We start from the raw sequence: 4,920 nt of genomic DNA on the forward strand, positions 1-4,920 counted from the left end.
CCCTGGGGGAGAGGGGGTTTCAAAGGACTAGATGCTTGGGTGGTGGCACTGTGCACGGGATGCCATCACTGCCCGCGCGCCCACCCAAGCATCTAGTCCTTGTAGATCCCCTCTCCCCCAGGGAGAGGGCTAGGGTGAGGGGAATTAAAATAACGCCTTCGGACAGACTTAATCGTCAAATACTGCAAACTGGCAAAACGTACCGTGCCTTTCAGCTTATCGAGACCTCCTTTCTTTTTCAACCGATCCAGCAAATCCGGCGGAATCACCAGCACTTCCAGGTCGTCGTCGTTCAGGGCGGTAATGGTTTCGCCGATGGACGGCTCAAAATTCCAGCCCAGCATCACGACTTTATCCCAGCCGCCCATCAACGTATCCCGCTGAGCAATGGCTTTTTTCAGCGTTGCCGTGCCAGTGAGCTTATTGGGCGAATCGGCGAACACCAACACCTTTTGCCCCCTCTCCCCTAACCCCTCTCCCACGCTGGGGAGAGGGGAACTCGATTGCACGCTGACTCCCTCCCCCTTGAAGGGGGAGGGTTGGGGAGAGGGTAAATTTGGCATATAACCCAGGTTTCGCATTGGGTTTTCTTCCGGCGGCAACGGCAATGCGCCGAACAGTTGCAGGACGATTTGCGCCAAATCACCGATTTTAAACTGCCGCCCCAGCGTCGCTTTGGCCGCTTCCACTTGGTAATCGCCGATAGCTTGGTACAGGAACGGCTTTGCATCCTGGTCGATCAGGCGTTTACGCATAATCATACAGGCGGGTTTGCCGAGGTCGGTGGTGATCCAGCGGCGGCCTAGTTTTTCGGCGACGGCGGCGGTTGTGCCGGAACCGCCGAAAAAGTCGGCGACTAGGCCATTATTAGATGTTGATGACATTTCTATAATTCTAGTAAGCAGTTTTTCATGCTTTTCTGTGCTATACCCAGTAGTGAAAGCTGAGGCTGTAATGTCATCCCAAAGTGAATCTATCAATATGTACTCACTTGCTGGGATCAGGTATTCTGGTTTGCCTGAACGAGAGTTTGGGCGCAAAATCCCAGATTTTATTGCCGAATCGGCTTTTTCTTTAGTCCAACGCCAAGGATTGCCAGCTGGTGGCTGATGACCAAAAAGCAAATAATCCATACCAGTTCGGATACCATTAGCATCAAAGGCATGCCATCGATCAGGTTTAGGATCACGCTTTTTAGGGGCAAAAATCAGATGCAGATCAGTTTTTCCATAGAAAAAAATGGAATCTAGCCCTTCATTAAGACTAACTACCTTCTCACGTTCTTGGACATTTTTGCGCACTCGTTTCACATAAATGTCATTTCTGAAATTATCCTTCCCAAACACCTCATCCATCACAATCTTCACATAATGCCCGACATGCCAGTCCAGATGCACATAGATGGAACCAGTATCGCTGAGCAGTTCCCGCATCAGGATCAAACGTGGCGTAATCATCGCCAAATAAGAGGCCGTGCCGTCCGCCCAGGTGTCGGAATAGGCAAACTGTTCAATCACTGTGGGTTTTTGTTCGATTTCGATGCTGCCACCCGTTCGTGGTGAATCCTGAGCTTGTCGAAGGATCGAACCATAATCAGTGCCTAAAATATGCCCTTCGACAGGCTCAGGGCGAACGGTGGGAAGGGTAATTTTGGTACGGTAATCGGCCTTGGAGTCAAACGGCGGGTCGATGTAAATCAGGTCAATCTTGCCGCGCAAGCTGGGCGCGTTGTCGTCACCTGCCAGTAAGGCCGCCATTGCGAGTAGGTTGTCGCCGTATATCAGGCGGTTGTGCCACTCTGCCGACTCCGTTCGTGGTGAGCTTGTCGAACCATGAACGGAGTCCGCAGAATGCCCTTCGACAAGCTCAGGGCGAACGGTGGCTAAATGTCCACGCCGCTCATTGGCGGTAATCCAGTCTGTCGCGAGGCTGTCTTTTGAGGGCAACACCCATTCGCGGGTTTGTAGGCCGATACGATGGCGGCCTTCCAGGTTTTCCAGTATTTTTTCAGCCGTCTGCCGCCCCTTGGCGACGATTTCGGGGAGTTGTTCGAGCAGGCTTTTTGCCATGACTATTGTTCACCAAAAAATGAACAGTAAGTTTATATTAAATTGAACAAATAGTTGTTAAAAAGTCGCAATAAAACTTAACTTTCTGTTCATGGATGAGAAAACAGAATTTAGCCAACGATTACGCAAAGCCATTGAGGATGCCGGATACTCGCTCCGGCCTACGGTATTGGAACGTGAATTCAACACCCGTTATTGGGGAAGGTCAGTGACCGTACAGGCAGTACGGCGCTGGTTGCGCGGCGAGGCGATTCCCTCGCAAGAGAAATTACAGGTATTGGCGGAATGGTTGAAGATTGAGCCTCACACCCTCCGTTTTGGCGAACAGGCAGCAGAATCTATCCGCACCAAACGGAAACAATGGGACGAGGCTTTAGATTATCGGGAACGGGAAACGATTGAGGCTTATTTGAGCTTGCCGCTGCCGCAACGCAAGATAGTACGGGAGATTATCCAGGCTTTTACCAAGCTGTTTGCATCTGATAAACCATAAGGCCGACGGATCAAATGTAGGGCGGATTAGCCGCGCAAACACTCGCTCTATCCGCCTTGCCTGCCCTTTGGGCGCGGCGTAATCCGCCAACTGTGGTGGTCGCCGAAATGGCGGATTTTCCGATCCGGCCTTTCACCCCCCAGACAAAGCAATCGACTGTTAAGAGTAAATAGAAATGTCTGGTTTATAGCCATATCATTGCATGACAAACTTGAGTCCGATGAGCAGTAATACTGAGGCCAGGACAGGCCGTAAATAATGTTCGGGAATTTTTGCGCTAAGATGGCTGCCTATCCAGATGCCGGGTAAAGAGCCTATCAGTAAGCTGCCCAGCAACATCAGGTCAACATTGCCCAAGCGAAGATGCCCTAAGCCGGCCACAGCGGTAAGCGGGATGGCATGGGCGAGATCAGTGCCGACAATTTTTAATGTCGTCATGCGTGGATAAAGGAACATCAAGGCTACCGTACCCAGCGCCCCAGCGCCCACAGACGATAAGGTGACCAGTATGCCCAGTACAGCGCCGGTAAGTATGGTTGCGGGGACTTCCAGGCGCGGCGGGAAACGCCCGGCATTCACAATGTTGCTGTGATCGTCGTCGATCTGACCCTTGGCTTTGGCTCTTCGCAATAAACCCGCACGGATTAACAAGGCGCAGGCTGTCAATATCAGGGCGATCCCTAGAGAGTAGGTAATCACTCCGGTTGTCTCCTTGCCAATCGCCATAAAATGTTTGATGGCAAACAAGGTCAGGATGGCAAAAGGTAAGCTGCCAAACGCTAGCCAGCCGACAATTTTCCAGTCCACTGAGCCATGTTTGCCATGATGCACCAAGACCCCGCCGGTTTTGGTGATAGCGGCATATAAGAGGTCGGTGCCTACTGCAACTGCCGCTTTAAAGCCAAACAGAAAAATCAGCAAAGGAGTCATCAATGAGCCACCGCCTACACCGGTAATGCCGACCAATAAGCCCACTGCAAAACCCGAAACCGAGTACATCAAATTCATGTTGTAATCCCTGTTGAATGAATGGTTGTAGAGACGGCTACTATACTAGCCGGATATTACATCCTTTAATAATATGTTATGCTAATCTTATGCAATTTAGTCATAAAGAAAGATTTTATACATTGCTAATTAGATTGTCGTTGTTAATGGGTCTAGCAGAACTTCGATAAATCGGCTTTATTTAAGCTTCTCGACAAATTTAAAGAGTAAACGCATCTCAGCCGGATGAATAATGAACCTGATTCAATTACGTTATATCCGTGAAATAGTCCGCCAAAGCTTGAGTGTTTCGCACGCTTCCGAGGCCTTGCATACGTCGCAATCAGGGATGAGCAGACAGATTCAGTTGTTGGAAGCAGAACTTAAGTTACAAATCTTCCAACGCAACGGCAAGCGCCTGATAAGCATTACCGAGCCAGGTAAGATTATCTTGAATCTGGCCGAACGGGTTTTGCGCGAGATGGAAAACATCAAACGCGTTGGCGAGGAGTTTACCCAAAGAGACAAGGGGACGCTGACCATAGCGACAACCCATACCCAAGCGCGTTATTTTTTGCCAGTTGCCGTTAAAAAATTCATGCAGGATTACCCTGATGTTACCCTAACGATACATCAGGGTAACCCGACCCAAGTGGCTGAACAGGTTGTGAGTGGCGAGGCGGATTTAGGTATTGCAACGGAAACGATCAGCACTTACGAAAAGCTGCTATGTTTGCCTTGTTACCAGTGGAACCGTTGTATAGTTGCACCGGAAGGGCATCCTTTGTTGGATAATGTCCCGCTTACCCTGGAAAAAATCGTCCGCTATCCCCTGATTACCTACGACTTTGCCTTTACCGGCGGCTCGCTCGTTAAGCGTGTTTTCAATCAGGCTGGCCTTGAGCCTAACGTGGTGCTGACCGCCATTGATGCCGATGTGATTAAAACTTATGTGAACCTGGGTTTGGGTATCGGCTTACTGGCTGCCATGGCATACAATCCAGAGCGCGATGCGAACTTGAATATGCTGGATGCCAGCCACCTATTCCCTGCCAGCACCACCTATCTTGGCTTGCGCCGGGATGCTTTTTTACGTGATTACGTCTACGATTTTATTCATATTTTGGTGCCTGAACTAAACCGCAAATCAGTCCTGGCAGCGCTTAAATGAGCCGTGCTTACCAGCTACACAATATTCGTTTTGACTACGGCGAAAAGATAGCCTTGTCATTGCCTGAGTTAAACATTGATGCAGGTAAGTTGACAGCGCTTGTTGGCCCGAATGGTTGCGGCAAAAGCACCTTATTAAACCTACTTGCTTTTATCGAAAAGCCTAGCTTAGGCCACATCCTGTTTTTTGGGGAACACGCC

The 4,920-nt window shown here is 49.8% G+C and carries 5 protein-coding genes; 3 read left to right on the forward strand and 2 right to left on the reverse strand.

Features of this window, described 5'->3' with window-relative positions; genetic code table 11:
- Window positions 1–92 precede the first annotated feature (92 nt).
- The gene (locus tag ACLQ6D_RS00330; RefSeq protein WP_411725252.1) at window positions 93–2,069 is read right to left on the reverse strand and encodes a site-specific DNA-methyltransferase; all 1,977 of its coding nucleotides are present in this window, start codon (window positions 2,067–2,069) and stop codon (window positions 93–95) included.
- Window positions 2,070–2,160: 91 nt separating this feature from the next.
- Here ACLQ6D_RS00330 and ACLQ6D_RS00335 point away from each other — a divergent pair, with 91 nt between their 5' ends.
- Complete coding sequence (locus ACLQ6D_RS00335; RefSeq protein WP_411725253.1) at window positions 2,161–2,562, forward strand: transcriptional regulator; 402 nt, start codon at window positions 2,161–2,163, stop codon at window positions 2,560–2,562.
- Between the two features lie 195 nt (window positions 2,563–2,757).
- Here ACLQ6D_RS00335 and ACLQ6D_RS00340 read toward each other — a convergent pair whose 3' ends face one another.
- Window positions 2,758–3,570 carry a sulfite exporter TauE/SafE family protein gene (locus ACLQ6D_RS00340; protein WP_411725254.1) on the reverse strand — a complete coding sequence of 271 codons (813 nt, stop codon included), beginning with the start codon at window positions 3,568–3,570 and terminating at the stop codon, window positions 2,758–2,760.
- 232 nt (window positions 3,571–3,802) lie between these two features.
- Between ACLQ6D_RS00340 and ACLQ6D_RS00345 the strand changes: the two genes are divergently transcribed.
- Both ACLQ6D_RS00345 and ACLQ6D_RS00350 read left to right on the forward strand, forming a co-directional pair.
- The gene (locus tag ACLQ6D_RS00345; protein ID WP_411725255.1) at window positions 3,803–4,720 is read left to right on the forward strand and encodes a CysB family HTH-type transcriptional regulator; all 918 of its coding nucleotides are present in this window, start codon (window positions 3,803–3,805) and stop codon (window positions 4,718–4,720) included.
- On the forward strand, window positions 4,717–4,920 hold a 204-nt coding region (locus ACLQ6D_RS00350), incomplete at its 3' end, for an ATP-binding cassette domain-containing protein (protein ID WP_411725256.1). The genes ACLQ6D_RS00345 and ACLQ6D_RS00350, both read left to right, overlap by 4 nt.

The sequence above is a fragment of the Methyloglobulus sp. genome, assembly GCF_046714055.1.
GTDB lineage: Bacteria > Pseudomonadota > Gammaproteobacteria > Methylococcales > Methylomonadaceae > Methyloglobulus.